Origin of the sequence: Streptomyces sp. NPDC032161, from assembly GCF_040636995.1 — a bacterium.
GTDB lineage: Bacteria > Actinomycetota > Actinomycetes > Streptomycetales > Streptomycetaceae > Streptomyces.
The window spans coordinates 1-17,915 of the sequence record NZ_JBEZVN010000061.1 but is presented as its reverse complement, the minus strand read 5'-3'; the positions used below and the strand labels follow the sequence as shown (position 1 = coordinate 17,915).

At 68.7% G+C, this 17,915-nt stretch carries 14 protein-coding genes and 7 pseudogenes; 4 read left to right on the top strand and 17 right to left on the bottom strand.

Annotated features, from left to right (window positions below; translation table 11 throughout):
* Nucleotides 1-341: 341 nt before the first annotated feature.
* The 3 genes and pseudogenes from AB0E67_RS34930 to AB0E67_RS34920 all read right to left on the bottom strand — a co-directional run bounded on the left by AB0E67_RS34930 (nucleotide 342) and on the right by AB0E67_RS34920 (nucleotide 2,038).
* Nucleotides 342-863, bottom strand: coding sequence for a hypothetical protein (locus tag AB0E67_RS34930; protein ID WP_362034679.1), 522 nt, complete (start codon nucleotides 861-863; stop codon nucleotides 342-344).
* A 586-nt stretch (nucleotides 864-1,449) separates the two neighbouring features.
* Nucleotides 1,450-1,851 (bottom strand): annotated as a pseudogene (locus AB0E67_RS34925) (PfkB family carbohydrate kinase); the annotation flags it as partial.
* Nucleotides 1,811-2,038 carry a hypothetical protein gene (locus AB0E67_RS34920; protein ID WP_362034681.1) on the bottom strand — a complete coding sequence of 76 codons (228 nt, stop codon included), beginning with the start codon at nucleotides 2,036-2,038 and terminating at the stop codon, nucleotides 1,811-1,813. The gene AB0E67_RS34920 and the pseudogene AB0E67_RS34925, both read right to left, overlap by 41 nt.
* Nucleotides 2,039-2,291: 253 nt before the next feature.
* On the opposite strand from AB0E67_RS34920, the gene AB0E67_RS34915 reads away from it, so the two are divergent.
* The gene (locus AB0E67_RS34915; RefSeq protein WP_362034677.1) at nucleotides 2,292-2,624 is read left to right on the top strand and encodes a DUF6207 family protein; all 333 of its coding nucleotides are present in this window, start codon (nucleotides 2,292-2,294) and stop codon (nucleotides 2,622-2,624) included.
* Nucleotides 2,625-2,979: 355 nt separating this feature from the next.
* Here the strand turns inward: AB0E67_RS34915 and AB0E67_RS34910 are convergent, their stop codons facing one another.
* From AB0E67_RS34910 to AB0E67_RS34870, 9 genes and pseudogenes are all read right to left on the bottom strand, one after another.
* A complete protein-coding gene (locus AB0E67_RS34910) occupies nucleotides 2,980-3,417 on the bottom strand; it encodes a restriction endonuclease (protein ID WP_362034675.1) in 438 nt (145 codons plus the stop codon).
* A gap of 118 nt (nucleotides 3,418-3,535) precedes the next feature.
* Nucleotides 3,536-4,127, bottom strand: a pseudogene (locus AB0E67_RS34905) (Scr1 family TA system antitoxin-like transcriptional regulator); the annotation flags it as partial.
* A 29-nt stretch (nucleotides 4,128-4,156) separates the two neighbouring features.
* Nucleotides 4,157-4,696, bottom strand: a complete 540-nt coding sequence (locus AB0E67_RS34900; RefSeq protein ID WP_362034673.1) for a DUF6879 family protein — start codon at nucleotides 4,694-4,696, stop codon at nucleotides 4,157-4,159.
* Nucleotides 4,653-4,931 (bottom strand): hypothetical protein, encoded by a 279-nt coding sequence (locus tag AB0E67_RS34895; RefSeq protein WP_362034671.1) that lies wholly within the window; start codon nucleotides 4,929-4,931, stop codon nucleotides 4,653-4,655. Before AB0E67_RS34895 ends, AB0E67_RS34900 begins: the two co-directional genes overlap by 44 nt.
* Nucleotides 4,932-5,057: 126 nt before the next feature.
* Nucleotides 5,058-5,590, bottom strand: a pseudogene (locus tag AB0E67_RS34890) (kinase).
* Nucleotides 5,591-7,145: 1,555 nt separating this feature from the next.
* Complete coding sequence (locus AB0E67_RS34885; RefSeq protein WP_362034669.1) at nucleotides 7,146-9,095, bottom strand: prolyl oligopeptidase family serine peptidase; 1,950 nt, start codon at nucleotides 9,093-9,095, stop codon at nucleotides 7,146-7,148.
* Between the two features lie 152 nt (nucleotides 9,096-9,247).
* Nucleotides 9,248-9,580 (bottom strand): hypothetical protein, encoded by a 333-nt coding sequence (locus AB0E67_RS34880; protein ID WP_362034668.1) that lies wholly within the window; start codon nucleotides 9,578-9,580, stop codon nucleotides 9,248-9,250.
* Nucleotides 9,581-9,798: 218 nt separating this feature from the next.
* Nucleotides 9,799-10,854 (bottom strand): replication-relaxation family protein, encoded by a 1,056-nt coding sequence (locus tag AB0E67_RS34875; protein ID WP_362034666.1) that lies wholly within the window; start codon nucleotides 10,852-10,854, stop codon nucleotides 9,799-9,801.
* Nucleotides 10,855-10,972: 118 nt separating this feature from the next.
* Entirely contained in the window at nucleotides 10,973-11,440 is a 468-nt protein-coding gene (locus tag AB0E67_RS34870) for a hypothetical protein (RefSeq protein ID WP_362034665.1), read from the bottom strand.
* A gap of 260 nt (nucleotides 11,441-11,700) precedes the next feature.
* Between AB0E67_RS34870 and AB0E67_RS34865 the strand changes: the two genes are divergently transcribed.
* Nucleotides 11,701-12,171, top strand: a complete 471-nt coding sequence (locus tag AB0E67_RS34865) for a hypothetical protein (RefSeq protein ID WP_362034663.1) — start codon at nucleotides 11,701-11,703, stop codon at nucleotides 12,169-12,171.
* Between the two features lie 205 nt (nucleotides 12,172-12,376).
* Here AB0E67_RS34865 and AB0E67_RS34860 read toward each other — a convergent pair whose 3' ends face one another.
* Together AB0E67_RS34860 and AB0E67_RS34855 are read right to left on the bottom strand one after the other, a co-directional pair.
* Nucleotides 12,377-13,054, bottom strand: coding sequence for a class I SAM-dependent methyltransferase (locus AB0E67_RS34860; RefSeq protein WP_362034662.1), 678 nt, complete (start codon nucleotides 13,052-13,054; stop codon nucleotides 12,377-12,379).
* 44 nt (nucleotides 13,055-13,098) lie between these two features.
* Nucleotides 13,099-14,342, bottom strand: a pseudogene (locus tag AB0E67_RS34855) (IS110 family transposase).
* A gap of 837 nt (nucleotides 14,343-15,179) precedes the next feature.
* Between AB0E67_RS34855 and AB0E67_RS34850 the strand changes: the two are divergent.
* Nucleotides 15,180-15,297, top strand: a pseudogene (locus AB0E67_RS34850) (tRNA pseudouridine(38-40) synthase TruA); the annotation flags it as partial.
* A 41-nt stretch (nucleotides 15,298-15,338) separates the two neighbouring features.
* On the opposite strand, the gene AB0E67_RS34845 reads toward AB0E67_RS34850, so the two are convergent.
* The 3 genes and pseudogenes from AB0E67_RS34845 to AB0E67_RS34835 form a co-directional block, all read right to left on the bottom strand.
* On the bottom strand, nucleotides 15,339-15,737 hold the full coding sequence (locus AB0E67_RS34845; RefSeq protein WP_362034660.1) for a hypothetical protein: 399 nt from the start codon (nucleotides 15,735-15,737) through the stop codon (nucleotides 15,339-15,341).
* A 118-nt stretch (nucleotides 15,738-15,855) separates the two neighbouring features.
* Nucleotides 15,856-16,872 carry an RHS repeat-associated core domain-containing protein gene (locus tag AB0E67_RS34840; protein ID WP_362034658.1) on the bottom strand — a complete coding sequence of 339 codons (1,017 nt, stop codon included), beginning with the start codon at nucleotides 16,870-16,872 and terminating at the stop codon, nucleotides 15,856-15,858.
* A 134-nt stretch (nucleotides 16,873-17,006) separates the two neighbouring features.
* A pseudogene (locus AB0E67_RS34835) lies at nucleotides 17,007-17,240 on the bottom strand (4-hydroxyacetophenone monooxygenase); the annotation flags it as partial.
* A gap of 228 nt (nucleotides 17,241-17,468) precedes the next feature.
* Between AB0E67_RS34835 and AB0E67_RS34830 the strand changes: the two are divergent.
* Nucleotides 17,469-17,797 (top strand): annotated as a pseudogene (locus AB0E67_RS34830) (GNAT family N-acetyltransferase); the annotation flags it as partial.
* Between the last annotated feature and the right edge of the window lie 118 nt (nucleotides 17,798-17,915).

Below are 17,915 nucleotides of genomic sequence, written 5' to 3'. Positions count from 1 at the left end.
AACTGCGGCGGATAGTTCTTCATGACCACGAGATGTCCGTTCTCAGATCCTCAGGATCCAGTGTCTCGTGTGTCCAGGATCAAGGGTCAAGGCCCCCCGACTTGGAACCCCGCCCCCCGAACGGAAGATCACCCAGTCAACCCGCGAAACCCCAGCCCACAGAAACCCTCCCTACGCAGACCCGCCAACCGGCAACAGTCTGCCAGCGTGGTTCGGCCGGAACCTGGACGCATGGTCGGACACAAGGCCGGTGGGAGTGGCGTGAGTCCTTCGATGCGCCTGATCGCTCCGCTTTCCACCAGGGGGTCGGCCCTGTTGAGTCCTTTCTCCGCCGATGCGGATCACGCCTGTCGCGCCTCGGTCACCGCCTGCTCTACCCCGCGGGCCGTCGAGGGCCGCTGCCGTACCAGCTGTTCGACCGCACGGTCCATCCAGTCGGCGTCACCGAACCTGTGTGCCTCACCCGCGTCGGCGGTCTGTGCGAGCAGCGTTTGGAACAAAACGAGTTCGGTGGGGTTGTACCAGTGAGGGTGGCGGTCGAAACGGACTACCTCGTTCTCGTACGGGTGGCGCAGTGTCATGTGCAGGTAGCCGGGACCTCGGCCCTTCCAGGGGCCTGGCAGCCCGCCGAGGAGTGCCATCGGGCTGTACGAGTACTTCGGATACTTTGCGCCCAGCGTGAATTGGGTGACCAGCATGATCCGCTGCCAGGGAATCAACTGCCCCTCGGAGTTCGGCTCGTGCTGGTACAGCCCGCCGGAACGGAACTCCAGCCATGTGCCGCCCAGCCGCCGGGAATCACCCACCACCCAACGGTCGTTGATCCGTTCCAGCGGCCCCAGAGAAAGCCCTATGTCGCTCACCCCCACATTCGATCACGCCGCCCCACACATCGCTACCTCGGCGGAGAATAGATGACGTGGTGTCACCCGTGGCCGGTGCCGGAAAACCCAGGAGGTTGCCGTCGTGCCGGGACAGGCGGGGGCTGCGGCATGGTCGGCCGGCCGGGGGCTGCTGCAGGCCCGTCGTCTCCGGTGGGCAACACCGCCGCCGCAAGCAGACACACGCCTCGTCTCGCAAATGAAGGCGGAAGCCGACGGTGTGACATTCCGCCGAGCACGGCCGTGATCACCGCCGGGCGTGGCTTCCGCGTGGTCCTCCTTGCATCCCCAAGTGTTCCAGCAGCCGTTGATGCAGGAGGAGCCGCCGAGAACACGTCACGAATACGGTGGACCGCCGAGTGGCGCTCCCGTACGTCGTCACGCGGCAGCGCCCTGGCGTTCAGCGTCCTGGTGGGCCACGCGCGCCAGTCCGCGCCGTAGTCCCGTCCTGCTTCCACCAGACATACCGGCCGGCTGGGGTCCTCGCTCAAGCACGACGCCAGCACGCACCCGGCGACGCCTCCGCCCAGGATCATGACTCTGGGGGCGGAGGGCGCCGCTGTGCCACTCAAGCGGCCCCGACCGCATCGGCTTCGGGTGCCGGAGGCTGCACGTAGGCGGCCGCCTGGGCCAGGACTGCGTCCCGGCCGATGGGATCGATGCGTGTCGATGGCACGGTGCAGGCGTGGGCCCCGGCCACCGCGCCCAGCAAAGCGCACCGCTGCGGAGTCTCACCGGCCAGCCAGCCGAAGAGAAATCCCGAGGCGAAGGCGTCGCCCGCGCCGTTCGAGTCCACCACCGGCGCCGGTGGTGTGACCGTGGGGACGTGCTGGATGCTTCCGTCCGCCAGCAGGTACGCCCCGTCGGCTCCGGCCGTGACGACCACAACCTGCGCCCGGCCCCGCTCGGCGATACACAGCATGGTGCGCTCAATGTCGGCCAGGGCGCCGACGGACAGCAGGACGACGTCGCCCGTGGCGGTCGGCGAAGGTCGGCCATCCCGGGTCGCCGTGCTCACCCTCGGCCGAGGGCAGCTCGTACTCGATGGCCTGCTCGCGGGTCAGCAGCACCCTGCGGACCTCATCCCAGCAGTCTGCGGTGCGCCGCACCCAGTCCCGCTCGAAGTCCGCCCCGCTCGCGTCGAAATCGCCGTCCACGACGGCCGGCCACTGGATCCGTTCACGTGGTACCCACGCCCGCCCCGAGGGTCGCTGGCCCGCACGGGGGGAGCGGCCTTGCAGGGGTCTACTGGTCCCCGGGCGTTCGCTGGGCCCGCGTCCTGGCCTCTTTCAGGCGCTGTTCATTGTCAGCGGTTCAGGGGACACGGCCGGGAAGGCCAGCGAGCCGACTGTTAGATCGGCGGTGATGGCGCAGCCGGCCCGGTCCTGTCGGCGGGCGCGGCTGCCCTTCATGTCTACGGGCTGGGGGTGGTTCACGCGACCAGCGCCGGGCGAGTTGGTGACCGGCTCCCTCGTACGGATGCTCCTTCCCTCGTCGGCGAACTGCAAGCCGGACGAGGCCGTCGATGAGAGCATGCAGATCGCCGAGCAGCACGTCGCCGAGCCGGGGCTCGTGGTCCTGGACGTCGCCGCCGCGGATGAGGACACCCTGTGCGCGGTGATGGAGGCCCTCCAGCAGCATTGGGCAACCTCCGGTATGACGTCGGTGCGGCGTCTCCCGGGCGAGCCCGGTGTCCGGGCGCGGGTGTATGCCGACGTACGCCGCTCCGGCCCGGCCGAATAGCGCTCCGACAAGCAGGCAAGCTGTCGTACGGGCCGACGGACGACACCACCGTGCAGACGCGGCACTCGACCAGGGCATGTCCGTGCTCCCGCGGGCCCGTCTTGCCGGCGGCGCGCTGCCCGGTGGTCCGGCCTGCCCTCGGTGCGAGTTCACCCGAGGCCGAGGACCTGGACGGCACGCCTGTGCCCTGGCGGCACTTCCTGCTCGTGGGGCGTCGATCGCGCTGACCGATGGGCTCACGTCCTCGCAGACCGAGCGGATCGCCCGCAGCCCCGGCGTCGCCCGGACGAGGTGGTCGCCGCGCACCCCCAAAGACGCGGGCCGTCGTCAGCGACGGGATCAACTGGACGCTCCGCTACGGAGGTTGGCCTTCACCTGGTTCGGTCGGCGAGGCCGTCGCCCCATCACGGCCGGTCGTTGCTTCGGTGAGGCGGTCCAGGCGCTCGTACAGAGTGCGGACGAGGAGGGCCCGGCCCTGGACGCACCGGACAGTACCGCGCGGTGAAGCGGTGAGGCGGCGTTCGGTGTCTTCGAGAATGAGGTCGGCGACCGCGCGGGCCGGGCGGTTTTCGGGCAGTTGGTGGGCGGTGGTGCGGAGGTCATGGGCGACGGCGCGGGCGGCGCCGGTGAGCTGGAGTGCGATCTGGTGGTAGTCCGCGTCGTGCAGGCCCGGGTCGCGGCCCCAGGCGAGGACGGCTTTGACCAGGTGTTCGTGCGAGCGGCGGTCGAGGGGGAGCTCGGCCTCAATCCGGCCTTCGGGGTCGTGCAGGACGGTGTGGGTGCTCGGCTTCACCGGGGCCTCGCTGCGGGGGTGGTGTCGTGCGGGTGGCCAGCGCTTCCCGCCCTCTCGTCCGCGAGGTCGTCCTGGTCCTCGTTGTGGCGGTCGAGGAATCGGATGAGCCCGGAGTTGGGAGGTGTGTGAGTTGGCCGGCCATCGTCGCCGGGGGGGCCGATCCGGGTGTGCAGGACCCATTCCTCGATCAGGACGACGAAGCGGTGACCGCCTTCATAGAGGAAGCGAGAGCGGGCGAGGCGGGCGGCGACGGCTTCGGTGATGTCGTCTGGTGTGCCCTGGAAGTCGGTGATGGAGCGCATCAGGGCGGTCGCGTAGTCGGCGGTCTGGAAGAAGCCGGGGATGACGTTGGAGACGTAGGCCCGGCACATGTGCGCGGCCGCGTTGCGGGCGAGGACGTCTTCCTGTGTACGGCGCATCCCGGCCTGGTGCTGGCGGCGCCATTCCAGGTACATGGAGTCGACGGCTCGGTTGGTTGCGACGAGGTCGGCGGCTTGGTCGTCGGCCCCGCAGGCGGCGCACCAGATGCGGATGTCCGTGTCCGAGGGGGCGGTCCTCGCGCGCAGGATGCGGGAGGTTTTCGCCGGGTCCCAGTGGCATCGGCGGGACAGTTCGCGCCCGTTGATCCCGGCGTCGCGGATCAGGTGGGCGAGGCGGGCGGCGAGGGCTTCGCGGGCGTCCTGTGCTCTGGACGACGGGGAGGCGGGCATGGGGTGGTGCTGTCCTGGGGCCGGGGTTTTCAGACGGTGTACTTCTCGTGCGGGACGGCTCGTTCCCACACCGTTTCGAACGCGGTACGGCAGAGCTCTGTCACGGCGGGTTTGTCGGTGCGTTCCTTGGCTGCCCAGTCGCCGTTGCCGGTGAAGTGGTTGAACTGAACGAGACGGTCGTCCAGCAGCCAGAAGTCGGCGCCGGGCAGGGCGAGGTCGGCGGCCTGGCGGCGGGGCAGCCAGCGCACGTCCTCTCCGGCCTGAAGGTTGAGCGGGGTGATGGCGTGCTCGTAGCGGATGTAGTCGGTGACCGGCTCGGAGACGATCCGTGCGCGGCGCATGACCACGCCGCGGGCGACCGCGTCCTGCACGAGCGGCATCCACTGCGGCCAGAACGAGCGGCCTGGATCGAGGTTCGGGGCGCCGGTGCGCAGGAAGCTCTCAAAGTCCTCGGCTTCGTCGCCGACCGCGTAGACGTCGCGCATCTCCAGGTGGACCGCCATGTGGTGGGTGTCGGCGAGCAGCTCAGCGAACGTCGCGGTGTTCAGATGCTGCGCGTTCTGCGGCATTGCACGCCTCCCTCAGAATCGGCACCATGCGGGCCGGAATCCGGATCACCCGCTCGTGTGCGGGGATCCCCGTCTTGTGGCCGGCCACCCACTCGGTAAAGCCGACTTGGGCCTTCAGGAGTTCGTCGGCTTCCTCGCCCTGGAGGACCAGGTCCGCGCTCTCCTCTTCCACCCACACCGTCGGTGATCCCTCGCCGCCGGTGCTCGGATCGATCCCGACGAACCGTAACGCCATCGCTTGCTCCCCTGTGAGTCAGTTGCGCACAGTTGCGCAACGACCGTCCCGCGCCGCGGTGCAGGCGTCAAGGCCGCGGGGCCTCGGCTCGCACGCCGCAGTGCGGGCGGTGTGGGGCCGGATGTGTCATTGGTCGAGGGCCGGGAGGCAGTCCAGGCCGGTGTCGCGCATGATGCACTGGACGGTCGCGGCGAGGTCCTGTCCGCGCCGATGACGGTCTCGACTCCGCCGGGCAGCAGATCGCGCGGCCGGTACCAGTCCCTCAGTTGCGCCTCGCTGACGGCGTCGGCGATCGGCTTCGTGATATGCCGGGCCATGGTTTCCTCGAACGGCACGTCCAGGTGGTAGCCGTGGGTCGGGCCGCAGTGGTCGGCGCGCAGCCGGGCGAGCATGTCGCCGTAGTGGTCGGCGTAGAGGATGCCTTCCAGGACGACGTGGTACCCGGTGTCCAGGGCGTAGCGGGCTGTCAGGTCGATCAGGCCGATGTTCGCCGCGCCGGGCCGGTCGTGTTCGCGGAGCACGGTGCGGCGGAGGTTGTCCTGGCCGACCAGGGCCAGGCCGCGGCCGAACCGCTCTCGGAGGCCGGCCGCGATGGACGACTTGCCCGAGGCGCTGTTGCCGCGCAGGACGACCAGCCGGGTTTCTTCGGTGCCCACCATCACGCCGGTCACGCTACCGGCGGCCGATGATACCGCCGAGGGCAGTTCGTTCGGTACAAGCCGGGCCGTCGATGTCGCGCTCTACACCACAGCGTCCGTCGGCCCGGTCATCTGCGCCCACCCCGAGGTCGACTGGGAGCAGCTGCGCGGTAGAGAAAGGCTGGCGCTCCCCGCTCGCCGCTCTGAATCCCACCCCGGCGAAGCGACGTTCCCGGCCTGGGGGCGGTGTCGGGCAACGCCCGCGTGGGCGGCGGCCAGCCACGGTCACCGCCCACGCGGACATTCTGGTGGGGTCTGTCAAACGAACTCGCGGGTGCGCCGCGCCGCGCTGGACGACGTGGACGCTGCCCGGGCGCGTGCTGCTCTTCGGGGCGGGCCCAGAACTCTTGGAAGGTCCGAGGTCTCGTGCTGCCGGTGGAAAGGCGAGTCAGTTGGTACCCAGGCGGGCGTCCAAGACGATGGGGGCAGTCGCTTTCCGTCAAGGGCTTCCAGGTCAACGCCGTCCAGCACCGTACCTGTGGCATCCCAGACGCGGCGGCACACAGCGCGGCGAGCAGCATCGACCACCGTGAAGCGGGCGATGTACGTGCGCTGAACGAGCCGCGCCAGGTCGGCTCCTTCCAGCTCTACGTGCAGAACACCATCCTCGTCAGGTCTGTGGTGGTTGGTCTTGTAGGGGAAGGTCTTGTGGTGACTGAACGGGTACTGGCAGTGCTGGTCCACCACCCGCCATGTCGCCGGAGCACAGACCAGTCGGCGCGTGAGACTCCGGCGGCCTTCAGTAACCGCTCGCGTTGCAGCGGACGCTCCAGACGCTCCTGCAGTGCCATGCGCATCCCTTCAATTTCAACCGTGGCTGGAACACAGCCGATTTCGGCGTTCGGCGTGATCCTGATTGTCTCGGGCGTGGCGGGTTCCTGTGGCGGAATGCGGCAAAGCCCTGGCCGGCCACTCGCGCAGCCCGATGCCTCGTAGTACGGGGGCGGCCCCGGCCGTACTGCGTCCCGTCACGGGGACCGGGGCCTTGCCCGCACACCCCATTCCGGTACGGGCCGGGGGCGAGCCTAGCCCGTCCGAGGGAGCAGGGTGCTGTGGTTCCGGTTTCTGGAGTCGTGCCCGCTTTAGCGTGCGGCCATGGAACCCACCCCGATGCCCGAACCGCTGCGCCGTGCGGTTCGCCAGCTCGTGTCCGAAGTGGTCATGAACTGCCAGGAAGTCGTGCGCTACACCGAGCCTGATGTCGCACGCGACTGGAAGCGGATGACGTTGTACCGGGCCACGGACGCGGCAGACGCTTTGGACATGGTGTCCATGCTGATCGCGGCGTGCTGCCAGCACGATGGCATGCCCATGGACACGCTCGCGTCGTATCTGCAGACCAGGCAGCAGCGCAGCCGGGCGGCTGGCCCGCGTGAATCGGACCGGCGGGACCTCGCTGCGGATGTCCGCGCCGGCCTTCGCCGCCGCCTTCCAGGCCCGGGACGCTTCTCCAGATACATCAGTACGGGGAGAAGAGGAGTTGCAACCGGCCGGGGCGGGCGAATCAGGGGCCTGATCAGGGACAACGCTCAGGCGCCAGCCACCGGTCGAACCAGTCCCTCGTACGGCGCAGGAGGTCGAGTTGGTGGTTGCGCTCCCGTATCCCATGGCCTTCTCGCGGGTAGACGATGTACTCGTGCTCGACGCCGAACCGGACCAGAGCGCGGTGGAAGAACTCTGCCTGGGCTGGTGAGACGTTCGTGTCGTCCTCGCCCTGCAAGATCAGTACCGGGGTACGGATCTTTGAGGCGAACGAGACCGGGCTGAGCTGGTCGTGCCGGTGTGGGCCTGTTCCCTCCCAACCGGTACTGCCGCCCAGAGCGGCCTCGAACGCCCCGTATTCGCCGGTTGCCGCTTGCATTCCCCAGTCCCTGATGCCGGCCCCCATCAGGCTGGCCCGGAATCGGTCCGTGTGCCCGACGGCCCAGGCAGCCATGAAACCGCCATGGCTCCATCCCCCGATCCCGAGTCGGTCCGGGTCGGCGACCCCGCCGGTGATCAGCAGATCAATCCCGGTGAGGATGTCGGTCCACTCATCCATGCCGACCGCACCCGCGACGCTCGCGGCAAAAGCATGACCGTGCCCCTGGCCACCGCGCAGATTCGGCAGAAGCACCGCGTAACCGGCGGTGGCCAACCACTGCCCGCTGACATGCACGCCCAGCATGAACTGGTCCGCGTACCGGTCGTCTGGACCACCGTGGACCAACGTGACGAGGGGGAAGGGCCTCTCGTCACGGGTCTTACCAACCGGGAGGATCAGCAGACCGTCCAGCGCCAGTCCATCGGACGCCTTGTAGGACAGGCGTTCCTGAGTACCCCATCGAATGCGGCGATACTCGGGCCTGGTATCGCTGATCCTGGCCAATGGTCCCTTCGGGGCCCCGGCGTAGACGTTTACGGGCTCATAGGCCGTACTCACCAGGGCAGCGACGACATCGCCGGATCGACTCGCGGTCAACGCCGTCAGCAGGCCATCCGTACGTGCTACTTCCACCAGAAACGGCCCGCGCGGGTCGAGTCGGTGGACAGCGGTGTCCAAGCCGTCGGCGACAACGACCAGCGGCGGACCGGAGGCGACCTGGGCGAGACCCAGCGGACAGGCGGTCATCCCGTCCGTCAGGTTGCGGGGCTCGGCCGCAGCCCCGGAGAGCGGCACCACAACGTCGAACACGGCGGTGCCGCCCACCAGCCCCGGTGGAGTGACGGCCAGATATGCCAGGTGCCAGCTGGCAGCAGCGCGCCACCAGGTGAGCGAGGACGCCTGTGCCACTGCCGGTCCGAGATCCTGCGTCGTCTCACTCTCCAGATCCAGCAGGTGGAGTCGGGGCGCCTGCGAACCAGGGTCCAGATCGGGCGTCGCCCAGGTGAGCACCGCCAGCTGACCACCGTCAGGTCGCTGGACCATCTCGACGGCGTGACGATCACCGACGGAGACCGGAGTACGGATCTGCCTGGTGCGCAAGTCCAGCAGCCGAATCCGGTCCAGTGGCACACGCTCACCCCAGACCCGGGCGTCGTCCCGCTCTCTCGCCCTACGCCTATCCCCATCGGTCGGTTCGTCCTGCGCGAAGAAGGCGACCAGATCGGGATCGCTCAGCGGCAGGTGGCCGTGGATCCCGCCGCTCCAAGCAGTCAGGGTCTCCACGTCACCGCCGGCCAACCGAATCCGATGCAATTGGGTGGTGCCACCCTCGGCCCGGTCCGAGAGAAAGAAGACTGCTTCCGAGTCCGGCGCCCACTGTGGCGCCCGGTCCGCCGTCGTGCCTGCGGTTAGTTCCTGGGGCGCCGTACTTCCGTCAACGGCCGCTGTCCAAAGGTGACTGACCGGACGCTCGCCTGCCTGTCCGATCGCCGCCACTTCGTAGACGACCCAACGGCCGTCTGGCGAGACCACCGGGGCGCGCGGCGCGGAACCGTCAGCCACCAACTCCGCAGTCAACTCAGTCGCAACGTCTTCCGTCATACTTGCTGTTTTTCCGTCCACCCGGCGCTACGGCCCCTCCTTCTATCACGAGAGCAGCCTGCTCCGACGAGGCATCAACTCATGGACGCCCCCCTGATCCATCTCCCGCGACATCTCAATGCCCATAGTCATCGCTCACGAACACGTGGCCCCTACACCTCGCCGACCTGGACACCACACGCAGCATGACCGCACGTCAATCCCCGAAGGTCGCGGACCTCCCACATGCAGGTGTGGCGTACCAGGACGCCGGGGCCGTCCGGCGAGGCCCACAGCGTGCTGGTCGTCGGCTCCGGCGGGGTGGCCGGCTCGGTCTCCTTCTTGCGGCGGCTCCGGCTGCGCCTCACGCCGCTCATGGTCCAGCGCCAGTAGTCCTCGGCTTCCTCGAGGAGCAGGACCCGCTGTCCGGTGTGTGCCCAGGCCGCCGCGATCCCTCCGGCCAAGTGGCAGAGGTTGGCACCGGCTCGTACGACTGCCGTAGACACGGCGGAACGCAGAACGGTTGGGAGCGGGCCCCGCAGGACCTTGACCTCCGCGTCCGGCGGCGTGGCTCCGGAAGCGGGCGGTGATCGGCAGTACGCCACTAGCCGGGCAGGATGCTAACCGGCACGGCAACGCCGGCCGAAGCCATAAGCCGCCGGTTCCCTCGAACGGGCGAGGTCCCCGGCGGCGGTGCGTGCTCGGTCGTAGGCAACCCGAGCCGTCAGCGGCTGACGGGCTCGGGGTAGCGCCGGCGGCGGCGGTCCAGGTCGTCGACGTCGATCTCGTACCAGGGCTCGCCCCGCTGGAGCCGGGGCAACGTGTTCACCCACACCGCGACGGTGATCCCCTTCACGTCGTCGGCGAGCGCCTGGAGGCGGTTGTCGAGCAGGTGCTCCTCCTTGCCCGCCAGGACAACATGCAGTCGCGGGAAGGTCTTCGAGCGGGTGTAGCGGTGGCGCTGCCAGAACGGGTACGTCCCGCCGATCGTGCCGCGGGCGCCTTCCCAGACGCGGTGCCCGGCGTAGCGCTCGTAGTCCCAGACTTCCTTGGCGAGGCGGGCCTGGGACATGGTGCCGTTGTCGAGCTCGAAGAGGCGCACCTCGCTGGTCTTGGTCGGCAGGGCGAGGACGGCGTCGGTGTTGAAGCTGAGGCCGGTCTCCTTGATGGCGTGGTTGACCTCCACCTGCCAGTCGGTCAGGTGCTTGCGGCCGCCGAAGGCGAGGATCATGTCCGTCACCGCGACGCCGTGCGGACCGAACCCGGCTCGAACGGCCTTCGCTCCGGTGCCGGTTTTCGGTCGGGGAGGCAGCTCGTTGCCGTCGGCCAGAGCCTTCTGCCCCGCCGGGGTCAGGTTCCAGATCGGGTGCCGTCCGGCCTTGCCGTTCGTCTCCGCCAGCCCGAGCTCCGCCAGCTTGTTCATCGCCCTGCGCACGTACGACCGGCCGTCGGCGTCTTCTCTCGTGATCACATGAGCCATCTGCCGAACCGTGGCTATCCGAACGCATCCCAGCGTCCGCAGCGCATCGGCACGCACCTTGGCCGCGGGGGTGGGCTTCTTCCCCTTCGCTGACGTCTCAGGGGAAGGGAGAGAGGTGTCAGCGTGCCGGGAGGCCCCCTGGCGGGCGGTGTGAGCTGCGGTGATGGGCACGACGTTGGAATCGTTCGCGGCACCGTTCACGGCACTGGATTCCTGGCCGCCCGGAGGCCGCTCGGCACCCCTTGTCCAGGTCGGGCGCGGCTCCGGTTCGGGCTGCCGGGCGCTGCTGGCGTACGTCATGACGAAGCTCCTCACGCGGTGGCGCGGGGGCCGGATGGAATCCCCCGTCACTTGCTAGAGGTGTGGCGAAAGTCGACGGTGTGACGCTCCACTGAGTGCCGTTACCGATCCGTGATCGTCAGGCAGGTGCGGCGCAGAGCTCGGAGACGATCGCGAACGAGGTCGTCACCATCGGCACCGCCATGGCCGGCGGCATCGCCGCGTGAGTGGTCTGGCCGTGCGCCATGCTGTTGCGGATCTGTCGACCATAGTCGAGGTACTCCGCCTGCCGGGCCGTCAGGACCCCGTCGGCGGCGCCCTGCTTGATGAGCTGGTGCAGCGGCTTCTTGCCCGCGTCCGGGATCCGGTCGCGCAGCACGATCTCCACCGCGATCAGGGAGTGCATGACCGCCACGGTGGAGAACTCGTAGCAGTAGTAGGACTGGCGCAGCAGCTCGCGGGCCGTACGCAGGACGGTCGCCGCGGCCTCGGGTACGCCGGAGGGCACGACCAGGTCCTCAACGAGGTCGTGCATGTCGGCGTAGCTGCCGACGAAGTAGTGGGCGCGTTCGTCCGGGACGGGGAACGGCAGCCGCTGCGTGGTCATCTCCGCAGTCTCCCAGTGGCATGGCCTGTCTGGCAGCGGCTTTTCCCAGGACGTCGCGCAGCGTGGCGGGACGGAGATTTCTCCCTTCCGAAATGGGTGGAATGTCGTAGGTAGCGGAACTGGACAAGGGGCAACGCGAGCGCCGACCAGGCGAGTCCGCTCACCGCCCGTGCGCGGACCCTGTCCACAGGGCCGCGGTTCGAGCATCGGGTTCGAGGCCGCCGCGATCAGCGGGGCGGCCCGTATGTGAGGAGCCGTCCATGTTCCAGAACCCCTTCAAGCCGCTCGTCCCGATGACGCCGGACGCGGTGCTCAGCGCCTTCAGCTACGTCCGGGCCGTGGAGGCCGGCGACACCGAAGCGGCCGCCGGGTTCGCCAGCGCCGATCCGCGGATGCCCGGACTGCTCGTGGACGCAGCGGAGCGGATCATCGTCCCGGTCACCGCCCTGTGCGGCATCGATCCGGAGCCGTGCGACGACTCCTTCGCCCTGGAGGCCGTCGGACGGGTCCTGGTGGGCACCCTGCGCGGCTGGGCGCAGGCCGGGCCAGAAACGGTGGAAGGCGTCGCCCGCGCGGTCATCGCCTTCGTCCGGCAGGTCCTCACCGAGGAAGAGTGCGGTGAGACCGTCGCCGATGTCCTGCGCCAAATGGAAGACGTCGGCTTCAGCCAGGCCGTCGCTGCGCACCCCGCACCGGCCGGCTCGCTTCCGGTGCGCCTGACCATCGCGTAGGTGCACCGGGACGGCGGTGGTGCGGTGCGCATCGGGCCCGCACCACTGCCGCCCGCACCGCACCAACCATCGTGGTGCGCTCCATCGGCATCGCCGCACCGCACCAACCGCGCGCCGGAGCCGGGCTGGACTCCTCTATCACACACCCTCTTGACCGCGACCTGATCGCCAGCCAAAACGCGCCGTGTCAAGACATCTCAGGGGTCTAGGAAGTCAAGCTGCCCTCCTCGGTAGTCGGCTTGTAGGCCAGGAAACTGGCGAACTTCCAGTTCAGTTCCTCGTCGGGCTCCTGCACCAGCTGGGCGGTGATAGTGAAACCGGCCTGGTTCAGCAGCGCAGCAAGCTGGTGTGTGGGCAGCCGATACGACGCGTAGGACACAGGGTGGCCGCCATAGCCGTGTGTCGGACGCCGGTGCTCACCGGTGCCTACGTGGCCAGCGAGGAGCAGATGCCCGCCGGGCGCCAGGGTGCGGTGGAACTCGGCGAACACGACCGGCAGCAGCTCAGGAGGTGTGTGGTGGGTGGAGTAGTACGCCAGGATGCCACCGAGCGTGTCGTCCTCGATCTCTAGCGCGGTCATGGAGCCCACGGAGAAGCGCATGTCCGGATAGGCGCTTCGGGCCAATTCGATCATCTTTGGGGACACATCGATGCCGAAGGCAGAAACTCCAAGTCTGGTCATGTGCGCTGTCACTCTTCCGGGTCCGCAGCCCAGGTCTGCGACCGGTCCTCGGTCGGATGCCTGCACGAGTTCGGCGAACGCGGTCAGCATCGAGCGTGACAACGGGTCCAGCTCGGACGGGGATTTGACGAGGGCGGCGTAGTCGTCGGCCACGGTGTCGTACGACTCCCGGACCCCGGCAAGGTAAGAGGGCTCAGTCACGCGGCGAATCTAGACAGGTGCACTGACATGGCCCGGCTACTGGGTCACGCTGGCGCTTGGAGGAACGGAGCGAAGGCGCGTTGTTCGTCAAACGGCTGTCGCGTCTTGAGGCAGTGGTGGAGCTGGCCGAGGAAGCGGTTCAGCAAGTGCCGCTGTGCGGCGGCATGCCAGTCTCCGTGCTCGCGTCGGCGTCGGTAGTGCGCGTTCGCACCCGGTGAGGCGGTGATGGCGGCGAAGGCCCAGAGGAAGCCGGCGTTGATGAGGCGGTTGTTCTTGACGAACCGTCGGCCGACGAAACGCTTCTTGCCGGAGGCCCGGGTGATGGGGCGGATCCGGCGTAGGACTTCAGCGCCCTGGCGTCGGCGAACCGTGCCCGGTCGTCGCCCAACTCGGCGAGGACGCGGGCGCCGAGCATGGGCCCCAAGCCGGGGAAGCTGAGCAGGATCTCGCCGTCGGCGTGCTGGTGAAAGGCGGCGGTGGCCGCCTCCGCGAGATCGTCGGCGGCCTGGCAGGTGGCGTCCAGCTGCTTGAGCAGGGCCAGGAGCTGGTGGCCGAAGGCGTCCTCGACGCCGGGGAGCTGGTGGGCGTACTCGGCGCGGAAGACGTCCCGCAGCCGCTCGGCTTCCGCGTCGCCGCCGCGGAGGCGGCCACTGCGTTTGAGGGCGACCCGCAGCTGGGCGAGGGTGAGCTTCGCGGCCTTGGCCGGGGTCGGCGCCAGAGTGAGGATGACACGGGCGTCATCCCTGGTCAGACCGCCTTGCTTGCTCTGAAAGGCCAGCAGAGCAGCAGGGTAGTACTCGCGCAGGAGCGAGCGGACCTGGTTGGCGACCTGCTGCCGAGTCCAGACGGCGTCCTGCTGCGCCCGGGCCAGGACCGTGATGGCCTGGGCGAGTTCGGAGTCGGCCGGCAGAGGCCGATGGGCGTGCATGTCGGTGCGCAGGATGTTCGCCAGGACAAGAGCGTCGCCCGGGTCGGACTTCTTTCGGCTGACGCCGTGGCGGTCCCGGTAACGAGCGGCGGCCAGCGGATTGATCGCGAAGAGCCGACGGCTGCCCGTGCGCAGGCTTGCAACCAGGAGGCCGTGGCTGGTCTCGATGGCCACGGGTATCGGATCGTCCGGGCTGTCACCGTGATCGGCCAAGAGGTCCAGGAGCTGGTGGTAGCCGGCCGCGTCGTCGGTGATACGGGCTTTGGCGAGCAGAGTGCCGGCTTCGTCGACGAGGGCGACGTCGTGGTGTCGCTCCGCCCAGTCGATGCCACAGAACACGATCAAGCTGTCCTCCCAGATCCGCCCGTTTATGCAGGTCACGAGCACATGCGGGTCACGCGGCGCCCTAATCCAAGGACTCGTTGGTCCGCCATCTCAGTAGCCGTTCGCGACACCAGCGCACTCCAGGGGCTCGATCTTCTGCAGAGCTCACGGGCTCGCGGATGAACAAGAGGTCGACCCTGTAGCGGGCTCGCGCCGTGACGATCAACGTCCGACCGGGCCCCGCGAGTTTCGCGGTGACCACGGAGGCGCCGGGCTGCGCCGCTCTTGACAGAGGCCTCAAGGGCCCGGGGAAACGGAGGCATCAGCCCGGCGCCCGCGTCATCACCGCGAACCCCGCAACGGACAGCGATGCCGCTCTTTGAGGAGGCATTGACGGCCAGGGGGGATCCAGGCATTCGCTGTCCTGCGTGAGCAGCTGCCCGGGCCGTTGCATGGTCCCGGGCCGTCTGCTTACGCACTGGATTAGGAGAAACGTGCCGAGTGGCCTACCTGGTCAAGGGGTCCGACGCGCGTCAGGCCGCACCCGGTCAAGGGGTCGGCCGACGGTGCGCGCACCGGTGCGGTGCAGAACATCGGGTGCGGTGCACCGAGGGCGCGCGAGAGTGCTGGCCATGGCCGGGTGGTGCGCACCTGGTGCGGTGGCGGACATCGCGGTGCGCCCCAGAGTGGAGTCCACTCGATGGCGTCCACTCTGATGGGGCCCATCGGGTGGACCCCACTCAGTGGGCTCCATCCGATGGCCTCCACTCGATGGGATGAACGATGTCCGGCATCGTCGAACAGGTGCACGTTCGTCCGGGACCGAGACCGGCAGCCGCTGCGTGGTCATCCCCGCAGTCTCGCAGCGGCGACATGGTGCGGCCACAGGGGCTGACGCTGGAGGAGATGGCCTTCCGTCGACGCGTTGCCTGCCGCACGCGCCGAGGAGGCCCGGAACGTGCGGACGTTGCCGGGAGCGGAGTGCCGCTGACGCCGGGGGGACTCAACGGCCGCTGCTGAGGCTGAGCGTGCTCATTGGCCGCCGCTGCGGCGGGCCTCGTTCCGGAAGTGGCGGACGAAGGCGATGACGCCCCACACGATCAGGACGTTGACCAGCGCCCCGGTTCCGTGGAACAGGGGGGTGAAGATGTTGAAACCGGCGCCCCCTTCGATCGAGTCGTCGCCGACCAGCAGGGCCAGCGGATAGAGCACGAAGACCAGCACCAGGACATCGCCTGGGAAGGAGATGGTGGTCAGCAGTGAGTCGGCGGCCTCGGGCCGCCCGGCGATCTCATAGGCCAGGGCGGTGGCCGTGACCAGGCCGACGTAGCCGACGGCGACGAGGCGGGCCTTGCTCCAGGTTCCGGGCTTGTTCCAGGGCGCGGCCTTGATCCAGGGTCTGGGCTTGTTCGGGGAATTGGGCTTGTTCATGAGGGTTGTCCTTCGCGCAGTGGTTCCGGGAGGTGCGGAGGGCCCGCGTCCCTAGGGGGAAGCGGGCCATCCTGCGCTCATCATTGAACACGTTCAGTTTTTTGTGTGTCGCGCGGCCCTAGAACTTGTTGCGGACCACCTTGCGCAGGTTGGCGCCGAGCTTGTACCAGTACTTCTTGGCCATCTTCTTGTTGAAGGTCCGGTTGAGGATGGCGGCGAGGCCGCCGAGCTTGCCGCGGACCTCCAGCTTCATCCGGCCTTTGGACTTGTACAGGTCGAAGCCGATCCAGCCGCCCGGCCAGTCGGGGTGTCCCCGCAACGCACCGAGCTGGAGATAGCTCTTGCCTATGCTGTTGGCCTTGACCGGGAAATTCTTGGTAATGCCCAGGATCGTCGGCTTGAGGGTGAACTTCTGGCCCTCGTGCGTGATCTTGTTGGGGCATCCGGGGATCGGGAAGATCGCCTTGAAGTTCTTCTTCCAGTACGAGAACACCTTCTTGTCGGAGGCGCCGGTCTTGCCGAGGTCGTAGTACAGGTAGTAGCTCGCCAGGCCGCTGGTGTCACGGCACCCCACGGGGTCGCCCCCGCAGTACACGTACGGGTTCGAGCCGCCCCCGTACTCTTGGTCGACTTGGAGGAAGCGGCCGGTCTCCGGCTCGTAGGCGCGCGCCTCGGTGAGCACGAGGCCGCTCAGGGTGTCGCTGGAGACCTGCGAGGCGCCCATCCAGCCGTAACGGGTGGAGCCGGTCTCGCCGAGCGGGACCCCGAACTCGTCGTACCGCTGCACCACTGAGCGCGAGAGGTCTGCCAGGTCCAGTCGGACCGAGATGTCACCGCGCACGTTCGACAGTTGGAGCACCACGTTGCCACCGGAGGTGGTGGCCCCGAGCGCGCCCGCGATGTCGTTGACGAAGCGGGTCCGGGTACCGTCGCTGTGCTCCTCCCAGTCGGGGGTGGGGGACTCGTCGCCGTAGTGCTGGGTCACCGTGCCGGTGGTGGTCCAGGCGCCGCCCGCACCCTGGGTCTGGGTGGTGGCGGTGGCCGTCCGGCCGACGCCGTCGATGTCCCAGGTCCGGCGCAGGCCGCCCGCAGTCTCGCTGCGCAGGCCGTCGCCGGTGAAGTACGCCAGCTGCACGCCGTCCTTGGCGGTGGTGCGCCCGAGGGCGTCGTAGGTCCGGCCGTTGCCGGTCAGCCGGTCGGCGCTGTCGTACGTGTACGCCGTCTGCCGCGTGACCGCGTCGTCGGTGGACGCCTCGCAGTCGTCGTCCGTGATGCGCGTTGTAGTTCGCAGCCGAGCCGCAGATTCGGCGTCAGGTCGTACTCGTCAACGCAGCGCCTGAGGTACTGCCCGATCTCCTCGCGCGGAGCGAAGCGCCGACTCCACGCGGGATTGGGCGCGAAGGAGAACGAGTACAGGCGTGAGGGAACGTCGCAGGCGCACCCGGGATAGGCGTTGTCCCGCCATGCGCCGCCGACCTCGTCAGCCCGCTCCAGTATCAGGAGCTGCGCGCAGCCGGCCAGCCCGTGCCCTCGGCGGCCGGGGCCATGACGGAAGCCCAACGGGACGAGCTGGACGTGATCGACCCCGGGTTGGTGCCCGGCATGGGACACCGCCTGGCAGCGGTGGTACCGTCTCGTCCACAATCACCTCCAGGCTGGCGGAACCCTCCCAGCGGCTGCGGGCGACGTCGTCGTCCAGGACGAGGGCCTCGGCCGGTGGGTCGCTGCACCGAAGGCTGCGAGGTCTTGCTCGCCCGCGACGCCGAGGGCCGGACCGCCTGGTCTCCCTGCTGCATCGACACCCCAAGGATGGGCATCCCTGGATCGGGCTGCTGATTGTGGACGGGAACCAGCACCGGCAAGGCGTAGGTCGGCTGCTGGTAGATCTGGTCGAGGACCGGTTCCGTGACCAGGGCCGAGATGGCATCCGCCTCGCGGTTCTGGAAAACAACCCGACAGCCTTGGCCTTCTGGAGCTCGCTGGGCTGGGAGGAGATCGACCGCCGTCCTGACGTCCAGCACGGCCGGCCCTGCATCGTGATGCACAAGCAACTGACCTGAACCCTCTGGAATAACTCGTCTAGTACTCCAGTACGGTTTCGTGATCTACCCAGCGGATTCGTCGGCGGCCCGTCGTTGGTAGTGGCTGTGTCGGGCTGTTGCCTGGTGGTGTCTGCGC